General features: G+C 68.9%; 15 protein-coding genes. 12 read left to right on the forward strand and 3 right to left on the reverse strand.

Features of this window, described 5'->3' with window-relative positions:
- Positions 1–7 precede the first annotated feature (7 nt).
- The 10 genes from DKM19_RS41355 to DKM19_RS41400 all read left to right on the forward strand — a co-directional run bounded on the left by DKM19_RS41355 (position 8) and on the right by DKM19_RS41400 (position 11,129).
- Positions 8–1,354 (forward strand): M1 family metallopeptidase, encoded by a 1,347-nt coding sequence (locus DKM19_RS41355; protein ID WP_239513873.1) that lies wholly within the window; start codon positions 8–10, stop codon positions 1,352–1,354.
- Between the two features lie 312 nt (positions 1,355–1,666).
- Positions 1,667–2,008 (forward strand): PadR family transcriptional regulator, encoded by a 342-nt coding sequence (locus DKM19_RS41360; protein ID WP_110706353.1) that lies wholly within the window; start codon positions 1,667–1,669, stop codon positions 2,006–2,008.
- Positions 2,005–3,066: a hypothetical protein gene (locus DKM19_RS41365; protein ID WP_110703704.1), complete on the forward strand. Its 1,062-nt coding sequence runs from the start codon at positions 2,005–2,007 to the stop codon at positions 3,064–3,066. Before DKM19_RS41360 ends, DKM19_RS41365 begins: the two co-directional genes overlap by 4 nt.
- Positions 3,067–3,159: 93 nt before the next feature.
- A complete protein-coding gene (locus tag DKM19_RS41370) occupies positions 3,160–4,038 on the forward strand; it encodes a hypothetical protein (protein WP_162642145.1) in 879 nt (292 codons plus the stop codon).
- Between the two features lie 181 nt (positions 4,039–4,219).
- Positions 4,220–5,173 (forward strand): hypothetical protein, encoded by a 954-nt coding sequence (locus DKM19_RS41375; protein WP_162642147.1) that lies wholly within the window; start codon positions 4,220–4,222, stop codon positions 5,171–5,173.
- Positions 5,174–5,279: 106 nt separating this feature from the next.
- Positions 5,280–7,082, forward strand: a complete 1,803-nt coding sequence (locus DKM19_RS41380; RefSeq protein WP_239513874.1) for a peptidoglycan-binding protein — start codon at positions 5,280–5,282, stop codon at positions 7,080–7,082.
- Between the two features lie 77 nt (positions 7,083–7,159).
- A complete protein-coding gene (locus tag DKM19_RS41385; protein WP_110703712.1) occupies positions 7,160–7,963 on the forward strand; it encodes an ABC transporter ATP-binding protein in 804 nt (267 codons plus the stop codon).
- Positions 7,964–8,123: 160 nt separating this feature from the next.
- On the forward strand, positions 8,124–9,299 hold the full coding sequence (locus tag DKM19_RS41390; protein ID WP_110706354.1) for an ABC transporter permease: 1,176 nt from the start codon (positions 8,124–8,126) through the stop codon (positions 9,297–9,299).
- 757 nt (positions 9,300–10,056) lie between these two features.
- The gene (locus DKM19_RS41395) at positions 10,057–10,884 is read left to right on the forward strand and encodes a helix-turn-helix transcriptional regulator (RefSeq protein WP_110703714.1); all 828 of its coding nucleotides are present in this window, start codon (positions 10,057–10,059) and stop codon (positions 10,882–10,884) included.
- Positions 10,875–11,129, forward strand: a complete 255-nt coding sequence (locus DKM19_RS41400; protein ID WP_110703716.1) for a DUF397 domain-containing protein — start codon at positions 10,875–10,877, stop codon at positions 11,127–11,129. The genes DKM19_RS41395 and DKM19_RS41400 overlap by 10 nt, the downstream gene beginning before the upstream one ends.
- Before the next feature lie 183 nt (positions 11,130–11,312).
- Here the strand turns inward: DKM19_RS41400 and DKM19_RS53145 are convergent, their stop codons facing one another.
- Together DKM19_RS53145 and DKM19_RS41410 are read right to left on the reverse strand one after the other, a co-directional pair.
- The gene (locus DKM19_RS53145; RefSeq protein ID WP_110703718.1) at positions 11,313–11,396 is read right to left on the reverse strand and encodes a VOC family protein; all 84 of its coding nucleotides are present in this window, start codon (positions 11,394–11,396) and stop codon (positions 11,313–11,315) included.
- A 12-nt stretch (positions 11,397–11,408) separates the two neighbouring features.
- Entirely contained in the window at positions 11,409–12,590 is a 1,182-nt protein-coding gene (locus DKM19_RS41410) for an FIST N-terminal domain-containing protein (RefSeq protein WP_110706355.1), read from the reverse strand.
- 286 nt (positions 12,591–12,876) lie between these two features.
- Here DKM19_RS41410 and DKM19_RS41415 point away from each other — a divergent pair, with 286 nt between their 5' ends.
- Together DKM19_RS41415 and DKM19_RS41420 are read left to right on the forward strand one after the other, a co-directional pair.
- Positions 12,877–14,274 (forward strand): sigma 54-interacting transcriptional regulator, encoded by a 1,398-nt coding sequence (locus DKM19_RS41415; RefSeq protein ID WP_089210989.1) that lies wholly within the window; start codon positions 12,877–12,879, stop codon positions 14,272–14,274.
- 9 nt (positions 14,275–14,283) lie between these two features.
- Positions 14,284–16,230: a VWA domain-containing protein gene (locus DKM19_RS41420; RefSeq protein ID WP_110703720.1), complete on the forward strand. Its 1,947-nt coding sequence runs from the start codon at positions 14,284–14,286 to the stop codon at positions 16,228–16,230.
- A gap of 129 nt (positions 16,231–16,359) precedes the next feature.
- On the opposite strand, the gene DKM19_RS41425 is transcribed toward DKM19_RS41420, so the two are convergent.
- Positions 16,360–16,782 carry a DUF6292 family protein gene (locus DKM19_RS41425; protein ID WP_110703722.1) on the reverse strand — a complete coding sequence of 141 codons (423 nt, stop codon included), beginning with the start codon at positions 16,780–16,782 and terminating at the stop codon, positions 16,360–16,362.
- Between the last annotated feature and the right edge of the window lie 195 nt (positions 16,783–16,977).

The following is a 16,977-nucleotide window of genomic DNA, read 5'->3' on the forward strand; positions in this document are numbered from 1 at the left end:
CAACCCGGTGCCCGCAGGCGGCACGCGCTCCGTCTCGCAACACGCGGGCAGGGCCGGCGCCCCGGGGATCGGCGATCCGGACTTCCCGACCGACGGCAACGGCGGCTACGACGTCGCCCACTACCGGCTCAAGATCGACTACGACCCGCCCACCAAACGCCTCTCCGGCGTGGCCGGGATCGAGGCCACGTCCACCCAGGACCTGTCCAGCTTCAACCTGGATCTGGCCGGCTTCGACGTCAGCAAGATCACCGTGGACGGCAAGCCCGCGACGTTCGAGCGGGCCAAGCAGGAGCTGACCGTGACCCCGGCCGCGTTCATCCCCGACAAGACCCCGTTCAAGGTCGAGGTCTCCTACGCCGGAGAGCCCAAGCCGGTCCAGCACTCCACCAACCTGGGCACCTACGGTTTCATTCCGACCAAGGACGGCGCCTTCGTCGCGTGCGAGCCCAACGGCGCCAGGACCTGGTTCCCCGGCAACGACCACCCGGCGGACAAGGCACGCTACGACTTCGAGATCACCGTCCCCAAGGGGACCACCGCGCTGGCCAACGGCGAGCTCGTCGGTGAGCCGAAGACCGGCAACGGCAAGACGACCTTCCTCTGGAAGGAGAAAAACCCGATGGCGAGCTACCTGGCCACCATGACGCTGGGCAAGTTCGAGCTGCGCCAGGGCAAGACCGCCGGGGGGATCAAGAACCTGGCGGCCGTGGACCCGAAGTTCCGCGACACGCTGGACAATCTGTACACGGAGTCGGGGAAGGTCACCGACTACTGGAGCACCGTGTTCGGTCCCTACCCGTTCTCCTCCACCGGTGGCGTGGTCGACGACTTCTCCGCGGGCTACGCCCTGGAGAACCAGACCAAGCCCCTCTACGGCGGGTTCACTCCGGACAGCGCGATCATCGCCCACGAGCTGGCCCACCAGTGGTTCGGTGACAGCCTGACCATCAGGCGGTGGAGGGAGCTCTGGCTCAACGAGGGCTTCGCGACCTACGCCGAGTGGCTCTGGTCCGAGCACAACGGCGGCAAGACCGCCGAGCAGCAGTTCCAGAAGGAGTACGCCGCTCCGGCGGACGACCCCATCTGGAAATACCCGGCGGGTCACGCCAGGCCCGACGACCTCTTCAACAGCTCGGTCTACACCCGCGGCGGCATGACGCTCCAGGCGCTCAGGCAGCGGATCGGCGACCCGGCGTTCTTCAAGCTGCTGAAGACCTGGACCGCAGACCACAAGTACGGATACGTCACGACCGAGGAGTTCATCGCGCTGGCGGAGAAGGTCTCCGGCAAGCAGCTCGACAAGCTCTTCGACGCCTGGCTGTTCACCCCCAGCAAGCCGACGACCTGGTAGTCCCGGCGTCCCGCGCCATACCGAGGCGGTCACCTCGATTTCGAGGTGACCGCCTCGGTCCGTGTGGACGCGTCTCCCGACCCTTCTCGACCGGTTGACGACCCTGGCCTGAATGGGGCTTGAGGTGCCGCGCCGCGCCCCGGTTGACCGGCCCGAGTCGATGGCGAGCCCTTCGATCACGTCAAGGCAACCGCCTCGGCCGATGCGGACGGGGTTCTCCGCCGCCCAGGGCGGTTCCCCAATCGGTGCGGGAAAGGTCTCCTCGGAGGCACAATTTGACCATACTTCGCCGGGCGAAGTATGGTCTTCCGCATGGCTAAAGGATCAACCACGGTCAGCGAGCCGACCTACTTCATCCTCGCCTCACTGCTCGACGGCCCCCTTCACGGGCACGGCATCATCAAGCAGACCCTGAAGCTCTCGGAAGAGCGGATCAGGCTCCCGGTCGGCACGCTCTACGGCGCGCTCGACCGGCTGGCGGCGGGCGGGCTGATCGCCGTCGACCGCGAGGAGATCGTCGAGGGACGGCCGAGGAGATACTTCGTCCTCACCGACGAGGGCCAGAACCTGGTCTCCGCCGAGGCCCTGCGCATGCAGCAGGCGGCGTCGGTCGTGACCAGCCGGGTCCTCCGTCTCGGATCGGCGTTCTCATGACCGTCGCCACGAACTCGCCCGCCTCCGCAGGGGCGGGCGTCACCACGGGTCCGAACGCTCGCGCAGGAACGGGCGAGCGTTCGGACCCGAACTCCCCCGCGGGGACGAGCATCGGAACCGGCTCGGACGCCACCACGGACTCGCGCACCGCCACGGGGGCGGGCGCGGGGGTCCTGGAGCGACGGTATCGACGGCTGCTGCTGGGATACCCCCGCAGCTACCGGTCCGGATACGGCGGCGAGCTGATCGCCACCCTGCTCGACACCGCCGAGCCGGGGCGCACCCTGCCCTCGGCCCGGGAGTCCTTCGCGCTGATCGTCGGCGGGCTGCGGACGAGAGTGACCTACGCGACGGAGAGGCCCGCCTGGGTCGACGGGGTTCACCTCGGAGTCCTGGCGTTGTCGGTCGCCCAACTGGCGATGCTGGTGCCGTACGCGACCGCCATTCCGCTCTGGGTGGGGCTGTCGGCACTCGCCGTCGTCCTGATCATGCGTGGGTGGGTGCGTACGGCGCTGCCGGTGACGGTGCTGGTCGCGGTCAAGGTCTGCTCGATCACGCTCGGCCGCACCTGGCTGGACGTGACACTGCTACCGGTCTATCCCGACCCGATCTGGGGCGGCGGGGCACTCTACGGGGGCGGCGGCCCGGTGGCGCCGATGATCGGTTACACACTGATCGTGCTGGGTCTGCTGGCGCTGGCCGCCCGCGAGCCCCGGTCCATCGGGGCTCGGTCGTGGCTGTGGTGGGCGGCGATCCCGGCACTCGCCGGTGCCGACCCTGCCGGGCTCGACTTCACGGGCGGGCCCGGCCCCCTCGCAGCGGCCAGGGTCGCCGTGGAAATCGGGATCCTCGCCCTCGCGATCTGGGCCGGCCACGTGGCCCGCGACCCGCGCTGGGCCATGGCCGCGGTCATCTATCTCATCCCGGTCTGCGCCGTCTACGCCGAAAACCTCGGCGCCCAATCCAGCCAGGACGTGGCGCACCTGGCCCTGCTCGTCTTCCTGACGGCGCTGGCCGTGATCGTGCCGTACCGCGCGAAACGACACGTCCTTCTCTAACCTGCCCGATCGAATCGCGGGCGGCAGCCGCTGCCTCCTGACCATGCCCGCATGCCGAAACGGAGTCACCCCATGCCACGAGTTCTCACAGTCATGCCCGCCGCCACCCTGTCGCTGGCCCTACTGGCCGGTTGCGGCGCGGAGTCGGCGCCACCCGCCGCGCCCGCCGCCGGGAAGGCGTCCCCTGCCACCGATTCACACGGAAAACGCCGCCAGATGGAGGCGATGCGCGCCGACTGCATGAAACAGAAGGGCTTCAAGTACGTCCCGAACGTCCCCGCCCCACTGCAGACGATAAGCGAGGAGCGCCGCCTTGAGATAAGCGGCGACTACCCGGCGATGCTCAAATATCGCGAGAAGCACGGCTTCGGGGTTTACTTCACCTTCGCCTATCCAGACGATCCTGAGGAGGGCATCCCGGATCCCATTTCCGACCCCAACATGGAGCTGGCGCAGTCGCTCTCCAAGACCCAGTACAACGCCTGGACCGCCGCCGACAACGCCTGCTATGCGGCGGCGTTCACCACGCTCACCGGCAAGAAGGCCTCCTCCATGGACGACGTCTACGCGCAGGCGGACAACCTCTACGTAAAGACCAAGGAGCGCCGGCTCGATGGCGACCCCCGGCTGGTCGAACTGGCCGGTGACTTCGGCGACTGCCTCAAGAGCGAGGGTTACCCGGTGGCCTCGCTCAAGCCCACCGCGATGGCATTCAGCACCGGGCTCCTCTTCGAAGAAGAGCGCACCGCCAACATGGTCAAACGCATGAAATCGGGCGAGGCGCAGACCGTTGAAGCCGTGCGGATGCCGCCCGGCGAGGCGAGGCCGCACCTGGCCAAGGAGATCAAGGCCGCGCTCGACGACCTGGAATGCGGCAAGGATTTCTACGCCGCGTTCCGGCCCCGGGACTCGAAGCTCCTGGAAGAAACCTGGAATGGGTTCGGCCGGAAAGACGGTCTGCTGCCGTATTGAGACCGGAGAGGTGAAGATTCGCAGCGGATCCGGACACCGCAGCCCGGAAGCGTTCCGCCGAAGGTCGCGCCGTACCGCGCGAAACAGCACGTTCGCCTCCACCCCCACGGAGAATCCCTTCCCGCCGCGGGCGGTGCCATCGCCTCTCGCACACGCCCACACAGCGAAACGAGGTCGCACCATGCCACGAGTTCTCGCAGTCATGCCCGCAGCCGTCCTGGCCCTGGCCGTGCTGTCCGGTTGCGGTGGGAATTCGGTGTCCGGGGCACCCGCCGCCGGAAAAGCCCCCGCGACCGCCGATCCGCAGGGCATACGCCGTCAGACGGAGGCGGCGATCGGGGACTGCATGAAGCGGAAGGGCTTCAAGTACAACCCGAGCCTGCCGTCGGACCAGAAGACCGACGAGGAGGTCAAGCGGGAGACGGGCGACTACCGGTCGGTGAGAGAACAGCGGGAGAAGTACGGCTTCGGCCTGTACTCCGGATACGTGTATCCGGAGTACAGGCCGGCCGGGGGCATGAACTTCTCCGACCAGGACCCGAACAATCCGATCATGATGGCGCTCTCCTCGACTCAGCTGGCGTCCTGGCGGACCACCCGAGACACCTGCTACTCGGCGGCCGTCAAAAAACTCACCGGCAGGACCGTGAGCTCGGAGATCGATCTGTCCATGCAGGCCCACACGATGCTCGAACAGGCGGAGAGCCGGGAGCTCGACGGCGACGCGCGGCTTCTGGACCTGGCCGGGAGATTCGGCGACTGCCTCAAGACCAAGGGCGTCAGGGTCCGCTCGCTCAAACCCACCGCGGTCGGCGACGCGAGCGAGGCTGCCATCCGGGTGGAGATGTCCGCTCTCGGCGACAAGCAGCTGCTCGACAGGGGTACCGACCCCGCCGCCCTCAGGAAGATCTCCGTCACAGAGCCGGGCGGCGAGAAAAACGCCCCCGGTGAGAGCGTGTTCCTGCCCAGCCTGACGCCTGACGAGGCCAGGCCGTACCTCGCCGGGGAGATCAAGGCCGCGCTGGATGACCTGGAATGCGGCAAGGACTTCTACGCCGCGTTCCAGCCCAGGGAACGGCAGATCCGCGACAGGATCGACCGGGAGTTCGGCTACCACGCCGGACTGACGTCGTGAAACACGTTCGACCATTACGCCGGGCCGACGTCGCGAAACACCTTCGGCCACTACGCCGGGCCGACGTCGCGAAACACGCTGCGGCGCTCGGAGCGGAACGGCCGTGGTGACGTCGAGGCATCGCGTGCTGGGCGGCCTCGTGGCCGGGGTCGTCCTGATCGCCGGCGGCGGGTGGGCGGTCGGCACGCGGCTGCGTTCCCCCGCCGACGAGGCCGCGCTCCGGCAGCCGCCCAAGCCGTCGCTGATCACCTCTCCCGTCGTACGGCGGAAGCTCACCAGCACGGTCGCCGTCAGCGGCACCCTGGCGTACGGCTCACCGTTTCCTGTCGCCCTCGCCGGGGTGGTGGGCGGCGCCGCCGAGGCTCAGCGGGTCACCCGGGCTCCGCACCCCGGCAGGATCGCCGAGGGCTCGGTGCTGATGGAGGTCAACGGCCGCCCGGTGTTCGCCCTGCGCGGCAAGGTTCCCATGCACAGGACCATGACCCCCGGCGCCACCGGCGCCGACGTCAGGCAGCTCCAGGCGGCGCTGCGCCGCCTCGGGTTCGGCGCGCCGGGCACCGGTGTCTTCGACTCCGCGACCACGTCCGCCGTCCAGCGCTGGTACGCCAAGCGGGGATACGCGGCGCAGGAACCCGACCTCACCGCCAAACAGACCAGGGAGCAGCTGCGCCAGGCCGTACAGACCGCCGAGGAGACCCTGCTCACCGACCGCAAGGCTCTCGAGGCTGGACGTGACGTCCTGCCGCTGAAACTCAAACTCGGCAACGCCCGCGAGGACCTGCGAGCCGCAGAGGACGCGCTGGAGGAAGAGGACTCCGCAGACCTCACCCCCGAGGAGACGCGCCAGCTGGAGGACCTGCGCCGAGCCGTACGGACCGGAGAGGAGGAGGTGCTCGCCGCCGAGCAGGCCCTCACCGCGGCCAGGTCTCCGCAGACCCTGCCCACGGCCAAACCCGAGGCGACTCCTCCCACGCCCGGGCCCGAGGCGACTCCTCCCACGGCCGAATCGGAGGACAGGCGACTGCTGGAGCTGAGGGTCTCCAATGCCCGGCAGAACCTGGAATCCGCGCGTACCACCCTGTCCGATTTCGCGGACCAGGCGAGCGCGGGCAAGGAGAAACGCCTTGGGGAACTGCGCAGGGCCGTACGGCTGGGCCGGGAGACCGTGGCCGTCGCCGAGCAGGCGCTGCGCCAGGCCCGCCAGAACTCCCCGCTCCGGCTGAAGGTCACCAACGGCGGCAAAAACGTGGCGAGCGCCAGAGCGATCCTGGCCGAATACCTGAAGACGTACGGCATCGGCGTCCCACCCGGCGAGATCGTCTTCCTTCCCTCGTTGCCCGCCCGGCTGGACAAGGTCGGGGTGAAGCCCGGCGACGCCGTCGAGGGCGAGGTCGCCACGGTGACCAGCGCGGCCTTCGCGGTGACCGGTTCGGTGGAGAGCAGGGAGGCCAAGCTTCTGCGCAGAGGCATGAAGGCCACGCTGGAGACGGCTGACGAGACGCGGTTCCCGGCGGTGCTGAGCGCGACCGGCGACGCGGCCAGACCCGCCGAGGCCGATGGAAAGACCGAAGGCGCCGGGGCCGCCGGGGTCGCCGACGAGAAGCTGGACTCGGTACCGGTGCTGCTCACCCCGACGGTCGTCAAGGGCCTGCGGGAGCTGGTCGGCGCGCCGGTCACCGTGAAGATCTCTGTCGGAGCCACCGATAATGCCGTGCTCACCGTTCCGGTGGCCGCGGTCGTCACCTCGGCCGACGGCCGGCCCCGTGTCCAGGTGGAACTACCCGGCGGCGACAAGACCGGCGACGTGGAGGTCAGGACCGGCCTCACCGCCGACGGCACCGTGGAGGTGACGCCCGTGAAGCCAGGCACGCTGAAGGAGGGCGATCGGGTAGTGGTGAGCGGTGCCTGAGGAAACGGCTCCCCCAAGCGGCGAAACCCATCCACGGCGCGCCGGGAACGGTAAGTGGCCATGAACGGTAATGAACTGTGAACCTCGTCATCCACCTGAACGACGTCAGCCGGGTGTTCCCCGCGGATCCGCCCGTGCACGCGCTCTCCAAGATCCGCCTACGTGTTGAGCGGGGGGACTATATGGCCATCGTGGGCCCCTCGGGGTCCGGGAAGTCCACCCTGCTCAACACGTTAGGCCTGCTCGACCGCCCCACCTCGGGCTCCTACCTGCTGGACGGGATCGAGACGACCACGCTGAAGGACGGCGCCAGGACCAGGCTTCGGGGGCACCGGATCGGCTTCGTCTACCAGTCCTTCCACCTGCTCGACCACCGGACCGTGGCGGAGAACGTCATGCTCGCCGAAATGTACGGCCGGAGCGGCGGAGCCGGGGGTGAGAGAGCGAGGAACGAGCCAACGAGCACCCGAGCGAGCGCGACCACCAACCCGCGCGGCGGAGCCGGGGGTGAGAGAGCGAGGAACGAACCCCCAGGCGCGGCCATCGGCGGGTACGGTCGCCGGGGCTGCCGCAGGCGTGCCGAGGAGATGCTGGAGAAGGTCGGCATGAGCCATCGAGTCGACTTCATGCCCGGCCGCCTGTCCGGCGGCGAGCGCCAGCGTGTAGCCATCGCCCGCGCGCTGATGGGCGGGCCGTCGCTGCTGCTGTGTGACGAGCCCACCGGCAACCTCGACAGCAGGAACACCGGAGCGGTGCTCGACCTGTTCGACGGCCTGCGCGACCAGGGCCTCACGCTCCTGGTCATCACCCACGAGGACGCGGTGAGCGCCCGCGCAAACCGGCGGGTCCGCATCAGCGACGGCGTCCTCACCGAGGAGTGACACGCACCCCACGTCACATGCGGTGCCGCCCTCCTGCGCACTCACATCCCACGCGGCACCACTTCTGTCCCGTACGTCCCCATGTCCTATGTGGTGCGCCCGTTCGCTCTCTCACCTGCCGGGCGAACCGCCCTGCCCGCTCTCCCGAAGGGATGTGACCGTGGACATCCGCGATCTCTGGTCCGAGGCCCTGGCGGGCATACTCGCCCGCCCGGTTCGCTCCGCCCTGACCACGCTCGGCACCGTCCTCGGCATCGCCACCCTGGTCATCACCCTGGGCGTCGCCGCCACCGCCGGAAACCAGATCGTCGGACGGTTCGACGAGCTCACCGCCACCGCGATCACCGTCGAGGTGCCCGGCAGACCCGACCCGCTGGTCACCTGGGAATCCCCAGCCTCCCTCACCCGGCTGCGCGGGGTCGTCTCGGCCGTCGCGCTCGCCCAGACCGACACAAGCTCCAACCTCCAGGTCACCTCCAATACCCTGGTGGACCCCACCAGGGTTACCGGCCAGACCCTGGCCGTGGTGGCCACCGGGCCCGAACTCCCGCGAGCGGTCCACGGCCGGATGACCGGGGGCCGTTTCTTCGACGCCGGTCACATCGGGCGCCGCGACCGCGTGGTGGTCCTTGGCGAGCAGGCCGCCAGGATGCTCGGCGTCACCCGCCTCGCGAACGCCCCCGCCGTGTTCATCGGCGACCGCGCCTACACCGTGATCGGTATCCTCGGCGATCTGCGCCGCGAACAGATCCTGTCCACCGCAGTGATCGTGCCCTCCACGATCGGCGCCGACTTCGGCCTGAAGAACGTCACCCGTGTCCTGGTCAACACCACGCTGGGCGCCGCCGAGCTGATCGCTGGGCAGGCCCCCGTCGCGCTGAGCCCCAACCATCCCGGCGAACTCCAGGTCATCGCCCCGCCCAGCCCCAAACGCGCCCGCGACGGCGTCCAGGACGACGTCAACGGCCTGTTCCTGATCCTCGGCCTGGTCTCCCTGGTGGTCGGCGCGGTGGGCATCGCCAACGTCACGCTGGTCACCGTGATGGAGCGCATCGCCGAGATCGGCCTGCGCCGCTCCCTGGGCGCCGCCCGCCGCCACATAGCCGCCCAGTTTCTGCTGGAGTCCACGTTGATCGGTATGAGCGGCGGCGTGATCGGCGCCGGTCTCGGCCTGGTCTCCGTCGTGGCCGTCTCCGCCATCCGGGAATGGACTCCCGTCCTCGACACCCGTCTGGCCCTGGCGGCCCCCGTCGCCGGTGCCCTGGTAGGCCTTCTCGCGGGCCTCTACCCGGCCCTCCGCGCAGCCCGCATGGAGCCCGTCGACGCCCTGCGGTGAACGGAGCCGCCACCCTCGCCAACAAAAGCAGACACTTCATCACTCGCCCCCATGAGGGCGTTACCTACCAAATCGACCATGACGGGTCAGCGATGATTTCCATTTCCCGCATGTCCCGTTCCATCGGCATACGCTCCCCGAGCCCGCGAACGACGGCACGGTCGGACGGGTGGTCAAATCCATATAATCGACGTGGTCCAGCGGGCCCGTCATTTCATTGCGCCGCCTCACGGATACGCCGAAACGCATCGGCTTCGGGCGTCCGCACTCGCCGGCCCGGCTCCGGGTCCAGGAGAAGAGCCAATCGACGGCATACGGCCGTCTCTTACTTTCAACGGACCCTTCACCCGCCGAATCAGCACGACGAGATCCTCTCCGGAAGGCCGGCGGTCACGCTCAAGTCCGCCACGTAGATCTCACGCCGGCCATACCGGGTGAATGAACCACTCCCACCCCTTACACATTGCCGTAGTCCAGCCCCTCCGGGCTCCTCCCACGCGTACGGCCGAGGTGTGAAAAATCGCCATGCCGGTCGTGCGATCCTCACCACGACACATGTGCGATAAACCCCGGGTGAAGCCATCCTCACTAAGAGTTATGGACTCTTTTCTGGATTGCCCCTAAGCTCGGAGAGTCCGCAACCGGATTTCCAGCTCAAACAAGTCCAGATAATGACGGCCGCCGGTTTTTCCTGACCTGGGTCCGGTATAAGCGCTCTGTCGAAGGCCCCCTTTTCCCCCAATTCGTGGAGGTTGCGATGGGCACTGAGTCCTCCTCTGGCCCCGGGTCTCCCCGCGTGCGCTTCGGTGCCGAGATGCGCCGCCTGCGCGAGGCCGCGCAGCTGTCGCAGGCCGCCGTGGCCGCACGCCTGGGGTGCACGCAGACGCAGGTGAGCCGCCTGGAGGTCGCAAAACGGACTCCGTCGAAGTACGACGCGGAGAAACTGGACCAGATCTTCGGGTTGACCGACAGCGGGCACTTCTCGGGGTTGCACCGGCGCATCACGTCTCGCCCGAGCGCGCCCGGGTGGTTCATGAGCTGGGTCGAGGAGATCGAGCCCACCGCCCTCGTCCTCCGGTCCTGGGATCCCCTCCTGATCCCAGGACTGTTCCAGACCGAGTCCTACGCCCGGCAGGTCTTCGCCCTGGAGCCTCGGATCACTCCGGAAGAGGTGGAGGACCGCGTTCAGGCCCGCATACGGCGCCGGCGGATCCTCGACAAGAACGATCCTCCGTCGTTTCTGGCTCTCATCAACGCGTGCGTGCTGCGCCGTTCGGTCGGAGGCGGCGCGGTGATGCGAGAACAGCTTGATTATCTGCTCGAGGTCGCCTCACGACCCGCCGTCTCCATCCAGCTCGTCGCTCCAGAATGCCTGCCCGGAATGCTGGGCGCCTTCATGATTGCCAAACTTCCCGACGGGAGGCCGGACACCATTCACGCGGACTCCTCGGCCGAAGGCCAGATCTCGTCCGACCGCGATCTCGTGACCTCCGTCTGGAACCGCTATGAAGCGATACGACTCTGGGCCTATCCTGAACACGCATCACTCCGAATGATCGAGGAAGCGAAACAGGAATGGACCTGAGCGCCGCCGTATGGCGAAAGTCCTCTCGCTCCGGCGGGAATGGCGGACAGTGCGTCGAGGTCGCCGACAATCTTCCGGGCGTGATCGCGGTCCGCGACAGCAAAGACCCCGACGGCCCCAAACTGCTCTTCGTCCCCACCGAATGGAATGCCTTCGTCAACGGCATTAAAAACGGTCGATTCGACCAGTTCCAACCGTCCGGTTCTCACCATCCAAGAAACGGCGGCCCCCTCACCCGACGGTGAGAAGACCACCGCCATCCCGTCGCCGCCAAGACGGAGATTACCCGCGAGGGCGTTACCCGTCTCAGTCGCGTGAGGCCCGGTGCCGACGCGGTTATCATCCGGCCGCGATCGTGCCCTCGGTTCCGCCGCACGATGCCGGCGCCGAACACCCCCACGCGAAGCAGACCTCGGCCTTCGAGCGAATCAGGCGAGGTCCAGCTGCCAGGAGACGCCGAACCGGTCGCCGATCCAGCCGAAGCGCCTTGCTGAAACAGCAGGCGCGGCCAAGCCTCAGCGGGATCAGGGGCCGTCGGCGGGTGTGCCGGAGGAGAAGACGAGCACGGAGGCGGTGAAGCCGTGCACGTGGTTGTGGCCGCCCACGGGCCCCACCTCGCCGGCCGCGAAGAACCCGGCCACGCCGATGGGGCCGAGCGTGTCCCGGACGGCGACGGCATCGTGGTCGGCGCTGCCGAACATGGCCGAGCCCCGGCCGTTGCAGGAGAACAGCAGCGCGCCGTCCACCCTGCCGAACTCCTCGCGGTGCGCGTCGAGCAGCTCGTACAGGTCCTCGTCGGCGGTGGCGGCGTCGCGGACCTGGAAGCGGACGGTACGGCCCACCTCGACGACATCGCCGATGGCCACGGCCTCCCGCTCGGGATCGATCCCGATCACGCCCCGGATCAGGAAGTCTCCGCGCTCGTGCCGCTCGGCGTACTCGTTCATGGCGATGCCGATCTGCAGCCCCGAGGCGACCAGGTCGCGGTCGTCCTCGTCCAGCGCGCTGACGATCTCCTCAAGCCGCGCCAGGGCCGGCTGGCCCGCGAGCTCCAGGAGCAGGTTGTCCTCGACCTCGGTGACGGCCATCGTCGGGCCGATCGGGCGGCAGCCCTGGCTGACCACGGTGCTGACGTTGACGGGGCCACTGAGCAGCACCCCGACGGCTCCCTCGGAGTAGATCTCCCCGTCGGCGAACAGCCGGACCGCGCCCCGGCCCTGGATCGCGTTGGCCAGGCCTCCGATCAGCGGAAGGTCTCCCAGCACCTCCTCGGAGCGCTCGACGAAGCCGTCGGTGGGAAAACTGTAGGGATCGGCGAGCAGGATGGCCGCCTGGTCGTCGGGGTGGCGCTCGGGCAGGCCGACCACGACGAAGCGGTCATCGGCCCGGAGGGTGTCGAGTGCGAAGGTCGTCAGCCGGGCGCCGTCCAGGGTGGCGGCCCAGGCGCTCACGGAGGGGGTGACCTCGACTCCCTGCCCGTCACCGATCACTCCCGTGGCGCTGCAGCCGAGAACCGCGGCCCTGGGCGCCATCCGCATCGCCCGCAGGCCCGCGCGGCAGACGTCGTCGGGATCATCCCCGCAGATGAAGAAGCAGAGCAGGTCAGCGGGTCCGGACAGGCCGGACAAGGCTTGGCGCACCGCGGTCTCGGCCGTGGCGACCAGGTCGGATCCCACCGCCAGGCCATCGGCGAAACGACTCGTCATCAACGCCATTCGTCTCGCCTCTCTTCCTCTGCCCGAGTCCCCGTCCGGGATCTTGCTCAGATCCCTCGAACGGAGCCTTACCCGAAGTTTGTCCTGAATTTCCGTCCGCAGCCCGCCCACCGAGACATACCCGAAATGTGGATCCGAGGGCCTGCCCGAAGCCTTGCCTTGGAACGATTCTCCCCACTGCGGGGACAAGCACGCACGCCGACCGTCACCCAATAGTCAAGATCCGAAAGTGGGATGAGAGTGCCGGATCGGGCGTTGGGGACGTAGGCTCGATCCCGTGCCTCAAATCCCAGAGCCACGTACTCTGCGCGAGCTCCGCGCGAGCGGCCATATTCACCGTACGGTAAAGGCCGAGATCCGCGAGAACCTCCTGGCCCGTCTGCGGGCCGGAGAGCCGCGGTTCCCCGGCATCATAGGCTTCGACGACACCGTCCTGCCCTACCTTGAGCGAGCGCTGCTGGCCGGGCATGACCTGGTCCTGCTCGGCGAGCGCGGCCAGGGCAAGACCAGGCTCATCCGCACCATCACGACCCTCCTGGACGAGTGGACCCCGGTCGTCGCCGGCTGTGAGATCAACGACCATCCCTACGAACCCTCGTGCGTCCGCTGTCGCCGCCTGGCCGGTGAGACCGGCGAGGAGCTGCCGATCTCCTGGAAGCACCGGGACGAGCGGTACGGCGAGAAGCTCGCCACGCCCGACACCTCCGTCGGCGACCTGATCGGCGACATCGACCCGATCAAGATCGCCGAAGGACGCACGCTCGGCGACCCGGAAACCGTCCACTACGGCCTTGTTCCGAGAAGCAACCGGGGCGTGTTCTCCGTCAACGAGCTGCCCGACCTGGCCGAGCGGATCCAGGTGTCGCTGCTCAACGTGCTGGAGGAGCGCGACATCCAGGTCAGGGGATACAACCTGCGCCTGCCGCTGGACATCCTGCTGATCGCCAGCGCCAACCCCGAGGACTACACCAACCGCGGCCGGATCATCACCCCGCTCAAGGACCGGTTCGGCGCCGAGATCCGCACCCACTACCCCCTCTCGATCGAGAGCGAGCTCGTCCTCATCCGCCAGGAGGCCGCGCTCGAGGATGTGGGAGCCGACGTCCCCGACCACCTGATCGAGGTGATCGCCCGCTTCACCCGGCTCGTCCGCGAGTCCACCGCGGTCGACGCGCGGTCCGGCGTGTCGGCCCGCTTCTCCATCGCCGCCGCCGAGACCGCGGCCGCCTCCGCCGTACGGCGTGCGGCCCTGACCGGCGAGGAACACGCGGTGGCCCGGGTGGCCGACCTCCCGGGAATCGTGCACACGCTGCGCGGCAAGGTGGAGTTCGAGGTCAGCGAGGAGGGCCGGGAGACCGACGTCCTCGCCCACCTGCTCCGCAGGGCCGTGGCCGAGACGTTCAGGGGCACGCTCGGCGGCACGGATCTGACCGCGCTGCTGGACAGGTTCTCCGAGGGCGTCCAGGTCGAGTCGGGCGCCATGATCCCGGCCGCGGAGCTGCTCCGCAGGATCGGCCCGGTGCCCGGCCTGGCCAAGATCATGTCGCAGCTCGGCATCGGCGACGAGTCCCCGGGACACGCCGCCGCCGCTCTGGAGTTCGCCCTGGAGGGGCTCTACCTCCTGCGCCGGCTGTCCAAGGACGAGGTGGACGGCACGGCGGTCTACCGCACCTGAGGTGTCTGCATGAGCTATCGCTATGGCCAATACCGGGACGGGCCCGACCCGCTCGCCCCGCCGTACGACGTGCGTTCGGCGCTCGACAAGATGGGCGACTCCATCCTGTCGGGCTCCAACCCCAGCCACGCCCTGCGTGATCTGCTCAAGGAGGGCCTGCCCGGCGCGCAGGACCGGCGTGGGCTGGACGACCTGCTCCGCGAGGTACGGCGACGCCGGCGCGAGCTGCGCGAGCGTGGCCGCCTCGACGGGACCCTGGAACGAGCCAGGGCCCTGCTGGACAAGGCGATCGGCCAGGAGCGGGCGGAGCTGTTCCCCGACCCCTCCGACGACGCCCGGCTGCGTGAGTCGGAGCTGGCCGGTCTTCCCGACGACACGGCGAGCGCGATCCAGGAGCTGAACAACTACCAGTGGCGCTCGGCCGCCGCCCGGCAGACCTTCGAGGAGCTGCGCGACCTGCTGCGAAGGGAGGTGCTCGACAGCCAGTTCCGCGGCATGAAGCAGTCTCTGGCCAATCCCGACCCGGCCGCGATGGAGCGGGTCAGGGAGATGATGTCCGAGCTGAACGACATGCTCGACCGGGACGCGCGTGGCGAGCACACCCAGGATGACTTCGACCAGTTCATGTCGAAATATGGAGACATGTTCCCGGAGTCGCCGCGGAACCTGGAGGAGCTGGTCGACACCCTCGCCCGCCGGGCCGCGGCCACCCAGCGTCTGCTGGCCTCACTGACCCCCGCCCAGCGCGAGGAGCTTGAGGAGCTGATCAACCAGACCCTGCAGGATGCCGGGCTGGCCGAGCAGATGCAGCGCCTCGGCGAGTCCCTCTACTCCCGCCGTCCCGACCTCGCCTGGAACACCCCGGAGCGGATGGGCGGCGAGGAGCCGATGGGGATGGGCGACGCGGTGACCGCCCTGGACGAGCTCGCCGACCTGACCCAGCTGGAGGCCGCGCTCCGCCAGGACTATCCCGGCGCCCGGATGGACGACATCGACGAGGACGCGATCCGGCGCGCCCTGGGCCGCTCGGCCGTCGACGACCTGGAGGCGCTCAAGCAGATCGAGCGTGAGCTGGAGCAGCAGGGCTACCTCCGCCGCCAGCGCGGCAAGCTGGAGCTCACCCCCAAGGCCGTCCGCCGCCTCGGCGAGACGGCGCTGCGCCGCGTCTTCGCCTCCCTCGACGCGGGCCGCCGCGGAGACCACGACCAGGTCGACGCGGGCTCCGCGGGGGAGCTCACCGGGTCCTCCCGGCCCTGGCGGTTCGGCGACGAGCAGCCCATCGACGTGGTCCGCACGGTGGTCAACGGCGTACGGCGCGGCGGGAACACCGGAACGGTGACCCTGTCGGTCGACGACTTCGAGGTGGCCGAGACCGAGAGCCGTACGGCCGCCGCGGTGTGCCTGCTGGTGGACCTGTCCTACTCGATGGCCCTGCGGGGCACCTGGGCCGCGGCCAAGCAGACCGCGATGGCCCTGCAGGCGCTGGTCGCCTCGAAGTTCCCCCAGGACTCGGTGCAGATCATCGGCTTCTCCAACTACGCCCGCATCCTGCAGCCCGACGAGCTGGCCGGGCTGGAATGGGACATGGTCCAGGGTACGAACCTGCACCATGCGCTGCTGATCGCCGGGCGCCACCTGGACCGCCATCCCGACTTCGAGCCGGTCGTGCTCGTGGTCACCGACGGCGAGCCCACCGCCCATCTGCGGCGTAACGGCTCGGCCGCCTTCGAGTGGCCGCCCACTCAGGAGACGCTGGAGCTGACACTCTCCGAGGTGGACAAGATGACCCGGCGCAGGGCGACGCTCAACGTGTTCATGCTCGCCGACGACGAGCGCCTGAAGGAGTTCGTGAACGAGGTCGGCCGTCGCAACGGCGGCCGGGTCTTCTCCACCGGCGCCGACCGCCTGGGCGAATACGTCGTCAGCGACTTCCTGCGGACTCGCCGGACGCGTTGATCGATGTCTGTTGACCGGACGCGCCGGACGCGTTGACCAACGTTCCGGGCCCGATGCTCGCCGGACGCGCCGGTCGGCACCGTACGACGCGATGAGGCCTCTCGGGAGACACTCCCGGGAGGCCTCCTCTCAAGCGCCGACGTAGGCGACGTAGCCGTTGAGCGCGAGGTCGAAGCCGTCGCGGTAGTGGCGGTAGGACCGGTAGCAGGGCCGCCACGCCGTGCTGTTGCCGACACCCGCGCGGGCGTCGACGACGGCGGAGGGGAGACGCTCGGGCCGGAGCAGCAGGCCTCCGCCGAGGTAGCGGGCGTCGGCGAGGACCGTGCGGGTGTCGCGGTCGCCGGACACGTAGCGGCCACGGCGCCAGCCGCTCTCCTCGTCCCACACCAGCGTGTCCTCGCCGGTCAGCCGGATCGTGACGGTGCGCGGGTCGCAGGGGCCCTGCCACCAGTCACGGACCTCGTCGCCCAGCGCCTCGACGACGCGGCCGGCGTAGAGGGCCGGCTGGTGCCGCCACTCCTCGGTATACGGCTCGACATGTTTCACAGCCACAACGGGCACTCCCTATGTGCCTTCGCGCACGATTGGTTGATCTTGACGAACGTGGTTGAGCGCGCGTCCGGCACGACCGCGGCATCACCGCCGACGGTCCCATCACACGGGAACACGCGATAGTGATCCTACTCACCTCGCAGGTGTGCTCAGGGCGAATGTGAAGATCGCTTTCCACCCCCGCCCTTCCTCTTC

It is taken from the genome of Streptosporangium sp. 'caverna' (genome assembly GCF_003203775.1).
Classification (GTDB): domain Bacteria; phylum Actinomycetota; class Actinomycetes; order Streptosporangiales; family Streptosporangiaceae; genus Streptosporangium; species Streptosporangium subroseum.